Origin of the sequence: Thiocapsa roseopersicina (assembly GCF_900106925.1) — a bacterium.
Lineage (GTDB): Bacteria > Pseudomonadota > Gammaproteobacteria > Chromatiales > Chromatiaceae > Thiocapsa > Thiocapsa roseopersicina.
Genome location: NZ_FNNZ01000047.1, coordinates 1 through 15,784 on the forward strand (window position 1 = coordinate 1; position 15,784 = coordinate 15,784).

General features: G+C 57.0%; 18 protein-coding genes and 1 pseudogene. 4 read left to right on the plus strand and 15 right to left on the minus strand.

Annotation, left to right across the window (positions count from 1 at the left end; translation table 11 throughout):
• A partial coding sequence (locus BLV04_RS23225; RefSeq protein ID WP_139192028.1) for a transposase occupies positions 1-152 on the plus strand: 152 nt, incomplete at its 5' end.
• Between the two features lie 1,017 nt (positions 153-1,169).
• Here the strand turns inward: BLV04_RS23225 and BLV04_RS23230 are convergent.
• The 14 genes from BLV04_RS23230 to BLV04_RS23290 all read right to left on the minus strand — a co-directional run bounded on the left by BLV04_RS23230 (position 1,170) and on the right by BLV04_RS23290 (position 11,671).
• The gene (locus BLV04_RS23230; protein ID WP_093038388.1) at positions 1,170-1,601 is read right to left on the minus strand and encodes a helical membrane plugin domain-containing protein; all 432 of its coding nucleotides are present in this window, start codon (positions 1,599-1,601) and stop codon (positions 1,170-1,172) included.
• An 11-nt stretch (positions 1,602-1,612) separates the two neighbouring features.
• Positions 1,613-2,746, minus strand: coding sequence for an NAD(P)/FAD-dependent oxidoreductase (locus BLV04_RS23235; protein WP_093038390.1), 1,134 nt, complete (start codon positions 2,744-2,746; stop codon positions 1,613-1,615).
• Between the two features lie 74 nt (positions 2,747-2,820).
• Positions 2,821-3,051 carry a sulfurtransferase TusA family protein gene (locus BLV04_RS23240; protein ID WP_093038392.1) on the minus strand — a complete coding sequence of 77 codons (231 nt, stop codon included), beginning with the start codon at positions 3,049-3,051 and terminating at the stop codon, positions 2,821-2,823.
• A gap of 45 nt (positions 3,052-3,096) precedes the next feature.
• Positions 3,097-3,489 carry a DsrE family protein gene (locus tag BLV04_RS23245; protein ID WP_245732010.1) on the minus strand — a complete coding sequence of 131 codons (393 nt, stop codon included), beginning with the start codon at positions 3,487-3,489 and terminating at the stop codon, positions 3,097-3,099.
• 72 nt (positions 3,490-3,561) lie between these two features.
• Positions 3,562-4,395 carry an ABC transporter permease gene (locus tag BLV04_RS23250; RefSeq protein ID WP_093038396.1) on the minus strand — a complete coding sequence of 278 codons (834 nt, stop codon included), beginning with the start codon at positions 4,393-4,395 and terminating at the stop codon, positions 3,562-3,564.
• Positions 4,396-4,470: 75 nt separating this feature from the next.
• Positions 4,471-5,292: an ABC transporter permease gene (locus BLV04_RS23255; RefSeq protein WP_093038398.1), complete on the minus strand. Its 822-nt coding sequence runs from the start codon at positions 5,290-5,292 to the stop codon at positions 4,471-4,473.
• A complete protein-coding gene (locus tag BLV04_RS23260; RefSeq protein WP_093038400.1) occupies positions 5,289-6,722 on the minus strand; it encodes an ABC transporter substrate-binding protein in 1,434 nt (477 codons plus the stop codon). The genes BLV04_RS23255 and BLV04_RS23260 overlap by 4 nt, the downstream gene beginning before the upstream one ends.
• An 85-nt stretch (positions 6,723-6,807) precedes the next feature.
• Complete coding sequence (locus tag BLV04_RS23265) at positions 6,808-7,599, minus strand: ABC transporter ATP-binding protein (protein WP_093038402.1); 792 nt, start codon at positions 7,597-7,599, stop codon at positions 6,808-6,810.
• A gap of 129 nt (positions 7,600-7,728) precedes the next feature.
• Positions 7,729-8,154, minus strand: coding sequence for a hypothetical protein (locus BLV04_RS23270; RefSeq protein WP_217633782.1), 426 nt, complete (start codon positions 8,152-8,154; stop codon positions 7,729-7,731).
• Positions 8,147-8,896 (minus strand): thiocyanate hydrolase subunit gamma, encoded by a 750-nt coding sequence (gene scnC, locus BLV04_RS23275; RefSeq protein ID WP_093038403.1) that lies wholly within the window; start codon positions 8,894-8,896, stop codon positions 8,147-8,149. Before scnC ends, BLV04_RS23270 begins: the two co-directional genes overlap by 8 nt.
• A 38-nt stretch (positions 8,897-8,934) precedes the next feature.
• Entirely contained in the window at positions 8,935-9,303 is a 369-nt protein-coding gene (locus BLV04_RS25960; RefSeq protein WP_217633783.1) for an SH3-like domain-containing protein, read from the minus strand.
• Complete coding sequence (locus BLV04_RS25965; RefSeq protein ID WP_217633784.1) at positions 9,281-9,727, minus strand: SH3-like domain-containing protein; 447 nt, start codon at positions 9,725-9,727, stop codon at positions 9,281-9,283. Before BLV04_RS25965 ends, BLV04_RS25960 begins: the two co-directional genes overlap by 23 nt.
• 726 nt (positions 9,728-10,453) lie before the next feature.
• Positions 10,454-10,894, minus strand: coding sequence for a cyanase (gene cynS, locus BLV04_RS23285; protein ID WP_093038405.1), 441 nt, complete (start codon positions 10,892-10,894; stop codon positions 10,454-10,456).
• A gap of 96 nt (positions 10,895-10,990) precedes the next feature.
• On the minus strand, positions 10,991-11,671 hold the full coding sequence (locus BLV04_RS23290; RefSeq protein ID WP_093038407.1) for an energy-coupling factor ABC transporter permease: 681 nt from the start codon (positions 11,669-11,671) through the stop codon (positions 10,991-10,993).
• A 697-nt stretch (positions 11,672-12,368) separates the two neighbouring features.
• On the opposite strand from BLV04_RS23290, the pseudogene BLV04_RS23295 reads away from it, so the two are divergent.
• Positions 12,369-13,544 (plus strand): annotated as a pseudogene (locus BLV04_RS23295) (ISAs1 family transposase).
• A gap of 72 nt (positions 13,545-13,616) precedes the next feature.
• Complete coding sequence (locus BLV04_RS23300; protein WP_443080576.1) at positions 13,617-14,300, plus strand: IS701 family transposase; 684 nt, start codon at positions 13,617-13,619, stop codon at positions 14,298-14,300.
• Here the strand turns inward: BLV04_RS23300 and BLV04_RS23305 are convergent.
• Positions 14,250-14,792, minus strand: coding sequence for a transposase (locus BLV04_RS23305; RefSeq protein WP_175534778.1), 543 nt, complete (start codon positions 14,790-14,792; stop codon positions 14,250-14,252). The genes BLV04_RS23300 and BLV04_RS23305 overlap by 51 nt on opposite strands.
• A gap of 477 nt (positions 14,793-15,269) precedes the next feature.
• On the opposite strand from BLV04_RS23305, the gene BLV04_RS23310 reads away from it, so the two are divergent.
• Positions 15,270-15,692, plus strand: a complete 423-nt coding sequence (locus tag BLV04_RS23310; RefSeq protein WP_245732012.1) for a LysR family transcriptional regulator — start codon at positions 15,270-15,272, stop codon at positions 15,690-15,692.
• Positions 15,693-15,784: the final 92 nt, after the last annotated feature.

Consider the following 15,784-nt stretch of genomic DNA (forward strand, 5'->3'; position numbering starts at 1 on the left):
GCGCCCGCGTCGAACATCCGTTTCACGTGATCAAGAACCTGTTTCGTCATCGCAAGGTCCGCTACAAGGGCCTGGCCAAGAACCGCGCGCAGCTCGAGGTGCTGTTCGGGCTGGCCAACTTGGTTCTGGCAAAACGTGCGTTGTTGGCCTGACGCACCCGAGGTGCGCCCGGCCTGCGCCGCCGGTCGGGGTCAAGCCACCCATGCAACACTGATTGTGTCTGAAAGGGGCGCGGCTTGTGCCGATAAGCCACGTTAAGTGTCGATGCGGCGAACCGCCGGTACGCTCCTGCGGGAAATGGCCATTGATCAGCGGTTCCCTAAGTAGGAATTATTGACCCTGATCAAGCTAAGCAGGCAGATCTCGAGAGTACAGCGGATAATCCAAAACATGGAAGTTGGCCCCTTGCGCTTCACGAAAGCAGTTGATCGTAAAATGACTCTAGCGGCTTGCGAACTCGCCGGCCGGGCGATTGCCGCTACGCCCACGGAGGGCAGGCTCGCTCCGGGGCTATGGGCGACGCACCAAAGCGCTGACCTGGGGGATGGAGTAGCTGTGGCCGATCGACGTCATACTCACCGACCTGGAAGCAATATTCTGGTCCTTGAAGTCGCAGCTGGCATTACGCCCGGTCTATCCACCGGCGGCTGATCGAGCCAAGCGACGCCGGTTCTTCCCATCGCCGTCCTTTCAGTTCGTCCAGATCATCCGGCGACGCTTGCAGGCGCACGCCAGCTGGTCCACCCTGCGTGCCAACCTCGCCAGCTTATGCCGGGGCATCGCGACCTCCACGAGCGTTCCTCGCACACGCGCACGGCCACCCAACCCGAATGACCGCAGCTGCCTGTCATCGGGGCACTCTCCAGTGATCCCGCCCCAGGAGATGTGCAAAATATCATTCTCTACTCCTTCATCCCGAAGGATGGCACGGGTGTAGTGCCACTCAGCCACTTACCTCTGCATAGGCCAATGAAATAAGTAGCGCTTCAGATGGCGTGTCAAGCTTGGAGCAGTGCCTTCCGACTACTCTTCGCAGAACGCCGACATGGTGGCGTAGCCTCAAAGAGCTGAGAAAACGCGCCCTACTAGCCGACGGCCTCACCCCTTATTCCCAAGCCGGCGAGGTCGCACCGAGCTTACCCGCTTAGCGGCGTGACCCAACGATAGGCTTAATTCCCTCGCCTGTGCATCTCCCGCATGCCGTCACTAAGGTGCGCAGCCACCAGAGACACCAAACGCAAGCCTTCCTGAACTCCCGGATCGCTCATTAACCGGAGTAACCCCCCAATACCGCCGGGCGAAGGTGCGACGGTCGCCAAGTCTCGGCTCGCCTGCGTGAAGGCATTGGATAAGCATATGAGGAATTGCTGGTTCTCAGCATGATCCAACTCACCGAGCAGGTGGACTAAGCCTTCATTTCTTGTGAGTCGATCGAGAAGCGTAATTCCTTCACTAAATGCCGACGCAGCCCGGCTAACAATATCATCAGAGATCGCATCACGCGCCGCATTCACGAGTGTCGCGAGTTCGGCCAGTTGATGTAAATCACCAGCACTGGGCAGATCTGCCCCTGCCTGGGGAGATTGAGTCTGATTTGTCATGGTCTGCCTCCTCAAAGTAGTCCGCGCACACTAGCCCAATACATCTTATTGTACGACGTCTTGAACCAGTGCATAGGCTTGTTGGGCTCCTTGAGGTCCGGTGGGTTTACGTAATCAAACATGGCGTACGTCGCACTGTCACGCCCCGTCTCGATGAAGCAATAGACTTTTCCGTCGTATTCACGGACCGGTTCGCCAATCTTGATCTTTGATGAGATGTTTTCAGACACAACTTCGGCTTGAAAATGCGCAGCCGACCCGGTCTTGCTGACTGGAAGGTTGGTCGTATCTCCCAGAACGTAAACATCATCATACCCGTCCATCGTCAACTGATAACGATTGGTTGGTATCCACCCGCCCTGACCAAGCCCATTATTCTCGATGGCCTCCATCCCACGATGGGGTGGAATGGCAATCAACATATCGTATGACGTCTCGGTGCCTTCTTCACTGATAACCACATTCTTCTTGACGTCGACCTCTTTGACATTGAACAGCGTTTCGTATTCAATGCCCATTTTCTCAAAAGCAGGCTTCGCCCACTTCGCGACATTCTCTATCGTATGAATACGACCGATCGGGTAGTGATACTTGATCTGTACTTTATCGCGAATTCCGCGAGCCTTGAAATAGTCGTCAAGTGCGAAAACCAATTCCACCGGAGCGATAGGGCACTTGTGAGGTACGCCAACCACGATCGCAATCTTCCCCCCCTCGAATGCACGAAGAGCCTTAAACATCTTGACTGCACTCGCCTCGGAGTAGAAGGTCTCCGCACCCTCCGCCAATCCCGGTATCTCTTTCGGTACGATACGGGACCCCGTTGCGATGACTAAGACGTCGTACCCATAGGTCTTTCCGCTGACGGTTTTCACATTCTGTTGATCAAGATGGAATTCCTCGACCGGATCGACATGGAAGTCGATGCAGGCTTCGAGCAGGCTCTTTTGTTTTCGATACAATTCGTCCGGCATCATTTGCCCGAACGCAACATAGAGAAGGCCCGGCTGATACATGTGCCGATCGGATGCCGACAGCATCGTGATTCGAACCTTGCGTGAACGAATTTCCCCCGCGAGCCGTCGGGCGAGGTTGTTGGCAACAATGGTTCCGCCCGTACCGCCACCGACGATTAAGATTCTCATGACATCTTCCTCTACAAAGTTCTTAGGGCAGCCCCGCCGTGACCCTGGGAGTTCTCGACTCGACGAACAAGGCCCTACTTGGCCTTTCGAACCTTGACATGCCAAACACCATCGATCTTCTCGTTACTGATCAGGTCGTGTCCGACCTTGTTAATCCACTCCGGAACGTCGCCGGCTGATCCCTCATCCGTCGATAAGAGTTCAAGCGTATCTCCAACGTTAGCTTGTTTCATGTAAGTAATAAGCTCCATGAGGGGGCCAGGGCAGAAGGTGTTTCTTGCATCGATTGTCTTTAATTCACTCATGTGTCTGTTTCTCGTTAGCCACTCATTTAGGCATGGTCTCCAGCATCAGAATGTGAACAGCTGGCTACCAGAAATATCACTCAAAAAACTGGTTAAACCGGTAGGTGGGCCGAACTCCGGGTCAAGATCAGTTCCCTTAATCCCCAAGAGATCAAGCGCCATTGAGCAAGGCAACAGCTTCGCATCGCCGATATCTGCGGCGAAGGCGAACAATTGTTTGAATGGCGGCACACCAGCGTGTTTTCCAATAAGAACCCCGAATGCTCCCTCGGGTGGAGCCTCACAATCTTGACCTTTCACGAAATACTGCAACGCGTTCATCGAGAAGAAGACAGTGACTTCATCTCCGCTGGCCGCTGCTACCGATGCTATCATTGCTGCCATCTGCAGCTTCTCGCGTGCGCCCGAGACGCAGACGATAGATATTTTTTGAGCCAAGACTAAGCCTCCGTAGTTACTAAAAATGTGGCCGTTCGTTGAACCGCGGACTGATCGGAATAGCTTTCCTGCTTATCCGCGATGCCAGCTGTACCGTTTAATCAACATAACAATGGCGCTGTCCAACACGAACCCTACCGCACCGATGACCACAAGCAACGCCATTAAGCTGGAATACTCAAGACTTTCCCGGGAATCCTGAATGGCGTAACCAAAGCCCGAGGTAACCCCGAGAAACTCAGCCGGGATGATCACGATCCATGCGACGCCGAGAGCCAAACGGATGCCTGTCAGAACGTCGAAAGTAATTGCCGGGAGGATTATCCTAGTCACCATATGCCAAGGTTTAGCGCCGAGATTACGGGCTACCTTGAACCAGCTGGGATCGATCTTCGCGAGGCCTGCTGCGGTGGAGAACGCTACCGGCCAAACGGCCGCGACGGCGATGAGGAAGATAATTGCCTCTTCCCAACCAGCGAACACCACTACGGCAATCGGCTCCCAGGAGAGCGGGCTGATCATGCGTAGGAACTGGAACGGGGCGTTGGTCAGCTGCTGGAACCAAAGGCTGCGGCCCATCATGATCCCGATCGGTACGCCGATCACGATGGCGAGGAACATCCCCATGCCAAGCCGAAAGCCACTGCTGCTGATCGCATCGGGGATGATACCGTCCTGCCACAGGGCTGGCAGCGCCTCGAATGCCGCCCTCGGCGCAAAGTCTTTGAACTGCGAGTTGGATGGATCTAACGTGACCAGAAAGATCGCTAGCCACCAGAGTGCAAGGAGGGCCACCAAACCGACCACAAAATGTAGCACCTTGGTTCCAGACGACTGGAGAACATCGCACATGTTGGCGTATATTCCTCCGGACACGCGCGGCATTGCGACCTGTTGGCTAGTCATTCGGTTCCCCTCCTGCCGGCAGACTCGTGGAAATCAAGTCACGCCATTGACTGCGTCTGGATTGACTCATTTCGGTCATGCGCCTCCCCGCTGCCAGCTGTAACGATTGATTAGAACGACGAGGATGCTGTCCAACACATAACCGATCACGCCGATGGTCAGCACAAGCGCTGTCAAGTGGTTATAGGTCAGCGTCTCGCGCGCATCTTCAATGGCATAGCCCAGACCGGAGGTTACGCCTAGATATTCGGCTGGGACCAAGACAATCCAGGCCACACCCAAAGCCAATCGAATGCCGGAGAAGACGTCAAAAGCGATCGCCGGCATGATGACGTTGGACAACATCTGGAGCGGCGTGGCGCCCAAATTACGCGCAACCTTGAACCAGTTTGGATCGATCTTGGCGAGCCCTGCAGCCGTAGCGAACATCACCGGCCAAACCGACGCGATGGCGATCAAAAAAATGATCGACCCGTTCCAGGTTGCGAAGACCAGAACAGCCAGGGGCATCCAGGAAAGCGGACTAATCATCCGCAGAAACTGAAATGCCGAGTTGCTGTACTCCTGGAACCATTTCACCCTCCCCATGACGATGCCAATGGGTACCCCGATGACAATCGCGATCAAGAGGCCCAGTCCAAGTCTGTAGCCGCTGGCAGCGGAAGCCGCCTGAAGCTTTCCGGCCGCCAACAATTCCGGAATCGCCTCAAGGGTCGGGATGAGACCAAACGCAGCGAAACTTGCTGTCGAGGAATTTGACTCAAGCCAAACGCCCGCGAGAAACCATAAGGTCGCCAAGATGCCAACACCGGCGACACCCCAAGCGAAACGGGTCAAAGCCGGGTGTCCGGTGAAACGCGAAATGACGCCGCCGGTGTAATTGGCTTCCCCAGTCATAAGGAGATCACCTCTTGGCGAGCAAATGGATCACCCGTCTGTGGGACACTGAGATCCGACTTCCAGCCCGGGTTCGCGTTCAAAGCATTTCGAATGTAGTCGTATTGCACTAAGTCCTTGGCCACAAATTCAGGCGAGAGGCGGTCCAGGAAAGCAATCTCGCCGCCCACAATTGTCGTTTTCATCTCATCGACTACCGTTTCCGTGGCGCTCGGGAAAGGCCAACCCTGGAAGTTGATGCGACTCTGCTGCCATTCAGGGTGCTGAATCGCAGCCGGCTGAAGATAGTCGGCCGGGGCGTAGAACATCATGGCTCGCTCGACGACTTCTGAAGGGAAGGGCAGGTATTTCTTGCCGTCTCTTGATAGCATCTGCGCCATCTCCTTAGCGTTGGCGCTGATGTGCAACTGCGCTTGCACGATCGCATTGTGCACGCCTTGCGCCCAGGCAGCTCGGTCGGGATCCATGGCGTCATCCTCGTGCATGCAGACCACGCAGCAAGGGTGACCTTTCCAGACGTCGCCCGTGAATCGCAGAACCTCGCCACCGGCCTTCAATTCACCCAGTGCATTGAACGGTTCTGCGACGCAGTAGCCATCGATCTGGCCGGCGGCGAGGGCGGGCGGCATATCCGGCGGGTTGAGCACCAGCAGGTTAACTTCGTTAGGTGCCAGCGCTGCATCCTGCGGTCGGATCACCGGCGTGAGGCCGGCATCTCGCATGATTCGCTGGGCAATGATGTTATGGATGGAGTACCAGTAGGGCACCGCGAACTGTTTACCACCCAAGTCCTTCGGCTCTTTAATCTCACTTTTCTTACTGACGACGATCGCTGATCCGTTGGTGTGGTTCCAAGCGGTAATCTTGACCGGGAACTTGTTGTTGTAGCGCATGTAGATCGGCACTGGAATAAGGAGGTGCGTCAGATTGAAGCGCTGGGCCGAAAAGGCTTCCACCAATGGAGACCAGCCGCGTATCAGTGTTGGCGCTGCGGATTCCAATCCCTCCTTCTTGAAGAAACCCATTTCATGGGCGACAAGCAGAGTGGATGCATCGGTAATCGGGATATATCCGATCTTCACCACTGGGTCGAAGGGCTTGGTAAATGTCGTCCCCTCGGCTTGCTTCTGCTGTGCCAACGCAGCACCGGATGACATCAGGGAGCCTAACCCACCCAATCCTGCGAAAGCGGCAAATTTCAGCATGTCGCGGCGATTTACACCGGTTCCTAGCACGGAACTGAAGAGCGGATCGTAGTCGATTGCGAGTCTCGGATCGGCCTTGCCATCTGCGACATCCGGGTCCTGCGGCAACACCGTCCGGAGCCTCAGATCGACCGACTTCGCCTTACCGCAGGTACCGCACGAACAGCCGTTGATGTGCACAAGTGGTTGCGGTTGGCTCTGCGTGGGATCTTCTGATTTTTTCATGCTGGATATCCTCTGGTGAAGGGGATAATGATCCACCGCGTGCCCGCCGAATGAAGCCGACGGGCGTTACGGGTAGTCAGTATTTCTAACCCGCGAGAGCCGCTGCTTTTGGCTTGTTATAGTTGGCAGCCTCCTGGAAGGAATCCATGAGCTCGGCTCGCAGCTTTTGCACCTGCGGATCGCCCCGGTCGCGCGGATCGGGCAGGTCCACGTCGAGTTCGTGCACGATATTGCCGGGAGATCCGGCCATGATGACCGCACGGTCTGCCATGATTACGGCCTCATCAATGTCGTGGGTGACTAGGATGATGTTGAAACCCAAGCGCTTTGCAATAGCGCGCACGTCATGCTGCAGCGATGATCGGGTGAACGCGTCAAGAGCCGAAAATGGCTCGTCCAATAAAAGTAGTTCAGGCTCCATCACCAGTGAGCGGGCGAGCGCTACGCGCTGTTGTTGTCCGCCGGAGAGATCCTGAACATTGGACTGGGCGAAGTCCTGCAGCTCCACTAGGCGGATTGCTTCATCGACTCGACTATCGATTGTTGCCCTACTCCAATTTCCAAACGTGAGCCCCACGCCAACGTTTTGCTTTACGGTCATCCAGGGAAACAAATGGGGAGCCTGAAACATCATGACCCACTTTGGCGACGGCCCGTCAATTGGGTTTCCGTCGAGTTTGATGCTGCCCTCCGAAGCTTTAAGCAATCCCGCTACGATGTGCAACAACGTGGACTTTCCGCACCCGGACCGGCCAATGATAGCTAGAGCTTCACCCTGCGGCGACTCCAGGTCGACACGATTGAAGGTTACACCGCTCCGCGAGCGATAGCGATGAGTCAATCCTTCGATCTTGATATTTGTTCCACGAATAGCCATATCCGTCCTCCTATATTCGCATTCTCCGCTTACGCAGGGATTGCCATGACCTAACGTGAACCGCGGCTGCCAATCCTTAGCAGCTGCGGAACGTGTATCAATCAGCCAACCATCCGTGCTCAATTAAGGTTAGGCGCTGTGGAGGCGCTCACTCACCGCCTCGATACGGCGGGCAAGGTCTTCTTCATCGAGCAGTCCGCGAGCGATAAGTGAATGCGCGAGAGCGAGCAGTTGGCGCTCCGGAAAAGGCACGTCTTCATAGAGTGTTGCGGCCAACTCGTCCTCCTCGGCACGCCTCTCCAAGGAGGGTAGAGTACATGACCCTGGTACAACCTCCTCGTACGGCTTGACGCAGGAGTCGCCCGCCAACATGTCGCAAGTGGCTTCCAGATCAATCTGCCAAGGCGGCTCCGGATTTGTAACACCGTATTGAACGGCGAGATCCTCCCAGACACGACCCTTCTCCTTGATAGCCTCCAGTACGGGAATCGGCCTGAAGTCCGGTTGATGCCATCCAGTATGAGTCACGTAATCATTTTGATTCATCTCAACCATGGTGGGCACCCCCTACATGATGGTGGTGGTCGTGGTCGTCGTGATCATGGTGTACAGGACGGATAGCTCTGCGCACCGGGCGCTTAGCGTTACTCGTAATGCCGGGCTTTGGAACAGCGACACCGATGAGACAATCGCGGGTAACGATCTCGGTCAACTGGTCCTCTGTCCAGCCCTCCGTACCCTCGGGACGCGCTGGCATTACAATGTACCGGGTCTTCTGATTGGAATCCGCCACACGAATCTCCACGTCCGGATCGAGCTGGAGACCGAATTCGGACAGCACCTGACGTGGCCACCGTACCAGGCGACGGCGATAATTAGGGGTGCGGTACCACTCCGGGGATTGGCCCAGGATTGGGCGCGGATAGCAGGAGCAGAGGGTGCAAACAACTACGTGCTTAAGCTTCGGGGTGTCGGCAAGAACCCGAAGGTTGCAGTAATCACTGGGGGTACCAAATTGCGTCGGCGGACTTGTGACCCAGTTGACCCCGACCGCCTTGCTGGCCTCGACCCCGTCCTCGATACACAATTCCTTGTACTCGGGATCGAGCCACGCTTTAGCGACTAATCGTGCCGCAGGCAATGGTCCCAGAGTGTGCACATATTCCTTCCACACCCGGTGATCTTCTTTGGAAAACAACCCCTTATCAATGGCAAGTTCCCTTACAGCCATTTCGAGGATCTCGAAATCGCTGACCTCATCAACCATAGGCGCCGGCTTATGATCATGCTCAGACATCTGTCTTTTCCTCTTGCAAGTTAAGCCCTAGACATGAATCACGCTGATGCGAGATAAGTCTCGGGGAACTCCGTCTCCACGGTGTCATTGGGATAGGCAGCGCTATATTCCGGCCACAGATCCTGCTGCTTGAACACGACGCTGTAAAACCACACCGGACGATCGGTGTTATCCCACGCCTCGTCCTCGGCGGGCGGGCTTTCATAGACCAGTCGCACTACTGTGCCGATCGCGCCTCTCGTATAGGCCATTGTACGGGAGTAGAACAGATCCGGCAGGTCGCGAATCTGCACTTGATCGCCAACCTTGAATTTGGCCTGCCCGGCTTTACCCGCGAAACATTGAGGATCACCGATGCCGCTGGCAATCTTGGCGTGGTGAGTCCTATCGTGGTGCGCTTTGCTCATAGCGATTTTTCACCTCTTCGATCTTGTTAACCAGCTCGGTGAGCGTGACGTACTGCTTGTCCACCAAAATGCGAGCAGCAGTGAGGAGCCAACGCCCGTAATAAGGCAGACCCAGGTATGCTGTTTGTCCAACATCGACGTTTTGACGCCGGCGACGTTCCTCGGCGTTCCACACCCCTCGCCAAGCTAAACACTCGCAGGTAGCAAAAGTATTGAGCTCCCAGATCTCTTCTTCCTTCTCCTCGTATCGAATAGGAACATCGTATTCGCCACCGACGTCGTGCACCGGCCTGATGTACGCCCGATAAAGCTCATGATTGATTTCGTCAGGAGCAGGTGCGTGCGTCTGCTTGTGTAGCGCCGGCTGGATGTAGCCGGTGACCTGAAGGTGCCTAAGCACCTCGTCTCTGGTAGAAGATGTCATAGCGTTAAGTCTCCTCTGGTTGATTACGAACATTAGCTACGTCCGTAATGGACTACACCTAAGTCACGAACCTCCGAACACCCATTTTCACACTATCAGCCGAGGATTTTTCGAAGGTTGTAACCCCTGCTCACACATACATCTTTGACGATCCGGCTCACTCCCAGTAGATCGTAATATGTCGCAGCAGCTAGATAATTCCCAAGACGAAAACCTGATAAACTTGATAAGTATTAAATATGCATCCAGCCAGTCAGGCCAAGAACATTGCATTGTAAACGCGCTGAAATGGAATGCCGTTTCACGTGGGATGCGGCAGCCACGTCCTTTAGTGTATTGATAATCTCCTCTAATCTCTGGCTGTTTTCATGTTGTCACTGATCTGACTGATGCCGCAGATCGTGCACCCACTCGGGCCAGCGTCGACGACTCACTTAGGGCTGCACCAATGTCGTCTCATCACGGGAACCGAATACTCATTATATAGGCGCACCAGTGCCGGATCTTTATTGATCAGGGTCAGTTCAGGCACAGGCAAGGCGGAGTTGTCTCTGACGTGAATTCAGGCCATGAAGCCGGACCCGAACCACCAACCAGAAGCGGCATTGCTCTGTTCGAGTCCGATTATTCGCCTGCAAGGTTTGCAGATGCTGTACGAGATCTACAGCACACCAACGACGCAAAACCCCAAACTGATCTCAAAGCGCTAACGCCTAGCAGCACTCATTACCACGACTTGTATGGCAGAAATTTACCGCTGATGGTGACGTGGACACGGTCACCCTTTGGATCCTCCTCGCGGTCGATCTTCATCGTGAAGTCGATGGCGCTCATGATGCCATCACCAAATTCTTCATGAATCAGTTCTTTGATCGTTTCGCCATACACATTGACCATTTCGTACCAGCGATAAATCAACGGATCGGTCGGAATCGTGTTTACCCATGACTTGTCAGGGAAAGTCTGCAGTGCATCGGCCACATCGGTGGATAAACCGAGAAGTTCCGCGACCGCAGTCGCGCTCCGCTCTTCTAAGTGGTTCATGCCCAGGCAAGCAGAGCAGGTAAACTCAGGAGACAAGCCCGCGGCCTCTGCGATGTCGCTCCAGGACAAGCCGCCGTGTCGCTTGGCCGCAAGAACGGCCTGCTTCATTTCAGCTTTATTCATGTGTAACGATGCCTTTTTATTAGAGTGGTTCGTTGCGTGAGGCTGCAGAGTCGCGCCCTCATCGGGCACGACTCCGGCAGTATCGATCGGGAGGATTCAGGCAGCCGCCAGGTGAAGACGAGGGTGGAACACCGGGCTACCCTTCAGTCGCCCTGCGGCCTTCACACCGGCCAGGATCGCAACGTCTAGGGCGGGTTCTATGACGATCACTGCCGCATATGCCGCGGCGAAGGTGGCGATTTGGCTTAGATTCTCAAAGCCGAAGCCTTGCCCGTACACGGCCCAAAAGGCAACCCAGGCGACCACTCCACCTTGGAATGCGGCGGACAATTTAAAAGCCTGCGCGTAGCTCACATCCTTATAAGCCGTATCTTTCGGTATGACCCGTCGAGCCACTAGGGCAGCAGCGAACAGAGGGGCGAGAAGTGTCGTGACGTTCATGCCATACTGCGGCAGATCCGCTTGGGCGAAAAACACGCCTTGAGCAAGCAGACCCATAGCAAGTCCTATGGCTGCAGGCCCAGCGCCGAACATCAGATATAGCGTGGCGCCAAGAATCAAATGCACTTCCGAAACCCCGACCGGAGCGTGGGGGAAAATCTGGAAGAAGCTGAAAACGAGGACTGTCGTGATAGCACTGCGCGCTACTAGCGCAGATAATCCTTCCTGTTTAATAGTATCCAGCGAAAGCTTGGCTGCATAGCCAATCACACCCGCTGCGCTTGCATAACTGATCGCCAACTTTGCGCCTTCCACAACGCCCGGTTCGATATGCATGTCATCGCCCTATATATTAGACTCTTCGAACATGCCTGCCGGGCAGTAGCCCGACAGGTCCCAGTTAACGGTGCGGGGCCTAATGAAGTGGTTTGCCTCTTTACCTGGAGTGCCTTTCCACCTGCCACCGTTGCGTCAACTATGAGTCAGGCTTAGCCGTTACCGCAAGAACAAATTACGATTGAAGCTATAGGTTATCGTTATTTCCCGTAGTTTCTCACCTTCATGCAGCCATATTATAATATAAGCAACCAGGAACATGCGCGCATATTCGTGAAATCTTATTGATGAAATCCAGGCTGACACTATGACCAAACGAGTGTCAAAAACGCGGACGATTTGGTGAAGAAACAAGCGGCGGAAGATGAATGTAGGCTCGCTTCGGCGTATAGTCCTAGGGTACGTTCTCAATAAGTCGGGGCAAGCTCGCGCGATCTCATCTGAAAATCAGAGACTTGCGGAAGCGCATTGCCTGTTTGCCACTCGTTATTGAGAAGTTACATCCTAGATCACAGGGGCTTAAGCCAATGATTAGACAGCAAATTCGAGCCGCATTCGATGCCGATTCCACCCGCACTCGCCACCCAATCAGGGCAATCGCATCAAAATATTAGCGACTACTGCTGGAGGATATCGATAGGGTCGTTGACATTCGGCACCCGTGTTTGCTGATGGTGTGCTGCTGCCGATGCCCGAAATGATCCTGGACCACTCGCTGATAAGGCATTTTTCGACGCTTGAAGACCCGCGCTGCGCGCTCAAGCGGCGTCACAACCTGCTCGACATGATCGTGATGGCGATCGCCGCTACGCTCTGCGGGGCCGATGGCTGGGTCCAGATCGAGGCGTTCGGACGTGCCAAGTAGGCGTGGCTGAATCAATTTTTGGAGCTGCCCGATGGCATCCCGTCGCACGATATCTTCGGGCGTGTCTTCAGCCTGCTGCAGCCCGAGGCGTTCGAGGCCTGTTTTCGCCACTGGGTCGAGGCGATCCGTGAGGTCACCCCGGGCGACGTCATCGCCATCGATGGCAAGACACTGCGCCGCTCGCACGATCGTGGCAAGGGGCTGGCGGCACTGCATCTGGTGAGTGCTTGGGCGACGGCCAATCGGGCGGTGCTCGGGTAGGTGGCTACCGAGGCGAAGTCCAACGAGATCACCGCCATCCCGCGGATCCTGGACCTGCTGCCACTGAACGGATGCATTGTCACCATCGATGCCATGGGCTGTCAGAGCGCGCTCGCCGAGCAGGTCGTGGCGTAGGGTGGACGCTACGTCCTGGCGCTCAAGGGCAACCAGAGCACCTTGGCCACCGAGGTCGAGGAGGCGTTCATCGAAGCCGATGCGCGGGAGTACACCGATGTCGCCTCCGAACTCCTGGAGACGACCGAGCAGGGGTATGGACGGCGTGAGATCCGCCGCTACCGCACCCTCGGCGACCTCTCGGGCGTACCGCGCAGCGCCCTGTGGGAGGCCATGGACATGATCGGTATGGTGGAGTCCGAGTGCGAGGTCAACGGCGAGATCACCCGCGAGACGCGCTTATATATCGGCGCCATCGGCACCGACGTGGAGGCCGTCGCATACGCCCTGCGCGGGCACTGGGGCGTGGAGAATCAGCTGCATTGGAGTCTCGATGTCTCCTTCAGCGACGATGCCTCGCGGGTGCGTGATCCCGAAGCGCGGGAGAATCTGGCGCTGATTCGGCGCGTCGCCCTCACGCGCTTGCAGCACGACGACAGCAAGCTCGGCATCCAGAGCAAGCGCCTGAAGGCCGGTTGGGATGAGCGCTACCTCGCCACGCTGCTCTTCGAGGCGCCGAAGATCTCTCCGCAAAAGACAGCCTCCAAGGGCTCGAATATTAGGAAAACGTGATGCGATTACCCTGCGCTGCAGGCCATCCTGCTGCCGATCACCGCCTCGCGCACCTCCAACCTGCTGCGCACCATCGCCACGCTCTTCGGCGCGGTGATCGGCGAGGCCAGGTATTACAGATTCATGGCCTCGGCGAAGCTGCCGTGGGTGCGGGTCTGGGCGGTGCTTTGGCGGGCGATCCCCGCCACCCTCACCGACGGGCGTGTGGTGCTGGCGCTGGACGACTCGATCACTCCGAAGACCCGAACCAAGGTGTTTGCCTGTCAGCGCAGCTTCGACCATGCCGCCAAGACCAATCAAAGCGCTTTTCCGTGGGCGCAGACCATCGTCACGGTCGGGCTGCTGAAGGTCATTCACGTGCGCTGGTGCTGCCTGCCGCTGGCGTTCGCCTTTTATCTGCGCAAAGCGACCCTATCGCTACGGAGCGTGCGCATTCGCGGTCGGGCGCTCACCTTCGAGAGCAAGTTCACCCAAGCCGTGCGCCTGATCCGGAGCCTCGCCGAGGTCTTTCCGCGGGTGCCGATCCTGGTGGTCGCCGACAGCTGGTTCATCGACAACGGCTTGCTCAAGCCCTTGCGTCAAGCGCTCGGCTCCCGTTCCCATCTGCTCTCGCGCCTGCGCGTGAACGCGGTACTCCACGACCTGCCGGTGGCCGTGGCAGGACGCGCCGGACGACCACGCAAGTACGGTGACGCCCCGGCAGTGTCAAGGCGATGTAGAGCGCGCTGCGGGCCACCGCTCGGAGCTACTCGCTGAACTTGTATGAGCGGGTGCACGAGGTCGTGGCCCCCATTGAATCGCGACCTCCTCGCCCCGGCTGCGTGCCGCCTCCTCACGCGTGACGAGCTTGGCCAGCACGTCGCCTTTCTTCGGCTTGGGACCACGCCGCCCGGCAGGTACCGGCTTGGGGTCGGCAAACAGCCGTGCATCCAGGCGCAGGCGGCTGATCAGCGTGGCCTGGTTGGTCAGGCACTCCCAGCCCAGGTGGATGCAGGCGTAGCGCCCATCGCCAATCAGGATCCACGGGCGTCGACCCAGCCAGCGCACAACCAAGCGCACCATCACGCGGGTCCATTCCACGGTGGTTCGATGTCGGCGACCCGCCGCTGTATCGGCCTGCTCGGAGGGCATCAGCAGTGTCAGAAACGGCAGCGCCCACACCCGCTGACTCCAGGGCATCGGGACCAACAGCGCCATCGCCAGCCATTCCACGCCCAAACAGGTCACCCGTGCTGCGCGAATAGCCACCGCATCGCAAAACATCCCCTTCGCCCGAATGCGCGCGTCCTTGCGCCGTTCCGGGTCTCGTCGACCGCCACCACGATCGGCACCTGCGCCGCCAACCTCCCGAGCAACAGCCCCAGCAGGATCCGCGCCCTTGGCGCGACAACCAGCGCGCCCGATTAAGCACCCGATGGTCGCGCTCGAAGCGCCGCCCCGTGCTCAGCCCCATCGCCCGCAGCGCCACCGTCACCGTGCGCAGCCCTTGCGCGAGCAGCGTTCGCGCCAGCAAGACGTGCAGATGCGCCAGGGTCGGCGCGGTGAACAGGCAGGCAAAGGGCTGCAGAACAGATACAATCGAGGCCGGCAGAGGGAACATCCGCGGGCAGGTTCGAGGTTTTTGTCGACATCGGACGATACCGTCCGCGGCCCTCTGCCGCCAAATCCATCGGGTCTGTCATCATCGCTCCGGGCACCTCGCGGCCTTCCCGCCGAGGCTCGGAAATGGCCAAAGTCGAGATCGTCATGAAAAGAAATCCGGTCTTTCCCAGATCAATCCACTACTTGATGGCAGTCGCAGAACAGCGCAGCTTTACTAGGGCAGCGGAAGTGCTGTATGTCTCCCAGCCGACTCTCTCGCAGCAGATCAGGCAGTTGGAGGATCTGCTGGAAACTCAACTGTTGGATCGATCCGGCCGCAGCGTGCGACTGACCGCTGCAGGCGAGGTCTACCTGCAGTATGCACACCGTGCTCTGGGGGAATTGGAAGCAGGCAAGCGAGCCATTTACGACTTGGAAGATCTCAGCCGCGGCTCACTGCGTCTCGGCATGATGCCGGTTACCGACTATCTGACCACGCCGTTACTGCATGAGTTTATCGCCCGCTACCCCGGCATCAACCTGAGCACGACCGAAATGTCTCAGTGAGTGCGGTCAGCGATTTTGATGGTTTCGCGATCAAGTTGCGTGATAGGGGTCGGCGAAGCGCTCCCCCGGTCTCGCGCGGCCGGGGTGTGGGC